Annotated in this window: 1 protein-coding gene; it reads left to right on the top strand. The window is 65.8% G+C overall.

Going from position 1 to position 949, the window contains the following annotated elements; all coding sequences use genetic code 11:
- Positions 1-92 precede the first annotated feature (92 nt).
- Positions 93-948, top strand: a protein-coding gene (locus tag AC0NZN_RS18355; protein WP_474593765.1) for an IS5 family transposase whose coding sequence is annotated in 2 segments (ribosomal slippage) — positions 93-410 and positions 412-948 — 855 coding nt in all. Because the reading frame shifts where the segments join, the coding sequence is not laid out codon by codon here.
- Position 949 lies beyond the last annotated feature (1 nt).

Below are 949 nucleotides of genomic sequence, written 5' to 3' on the forward strand. Positions count from 1 at the left end.
CCTAGGCCGTGTTGATCAAGAGATTTCGCTCTCCGCTGGGTGAGTCTTGTGCGGTGACGCGACAGGAGATCTCTGACGAGGTGTGGTCCGTGATGGAGCCGTTGATGCCGAGGGTGACTGGCAGGTCGCGGCCGTGGGCGGATCATCGGCTGGCTGTCGAGGGTATGGCGTGGAAGTACCGCACCGGGGCGCCGTGGCGGGACGTGCCGGAGCGGTTTGGGAAGTGGAACTCGATCTACAAGCGGTTCAACCGGTGGGCCGAGGACGGCACCTGGGAGAGACTGCTCGCCGAAGTGCAGAAGCAGGCCGACGCGGCCGGGAAGATCGACTGGGTCGTCTCGATCGACTCCACGATCGCGCGTGTGCATCAGCACGGCGCGACCCTGAAGCGGGCCACAGGGGGCTCTGCCGAATCACAAGAATCCGTGGTTCGAGCCGCCTGATCACGGGATCGGACGCTCCCGAGGCGGGCTGACGACCAAGCTGCACCTGGTCTGCGACGGGCGCGGCCGCCCGCTGGGCATGATGATCACCGGCGGGAACATCAACGACACCACGATGATGACCGCCGTGCTGAAGGACATCCGTGTGCCCCGCGACGGGAAGGGCCGACCCCGCACCCGCCCCGACCGGGTACTCGCCGACAAGGGCTATCCATCGAAGGCGAATCGGACATGGCTGCGCGAGCGAGGGATCGCGGCGACCATCCCGGAGCGTGACGATCAGATCGCGCACCGTCGTAAGAAGCCGGGCCGGCCGATCGACTTCGGCGATCAGCAGAAGGAGCGCTACAAGGGTCGCAACGTCGTCGAGCGGTGCTTCAACCGGCTCAAGCAGTGGCGCGGCATCGCGATGCGATCCGACAAGCTCGTCCGCAGCTACCGAGCCGCCGTCAGCCTCGCCGCCACGCTGATCTGGATCAAATCAGACTTGATCAACACGGCCTAGA

It is taken from the genome of Microbacterium sp. sgz311019 (assembly GCF_056135325.1).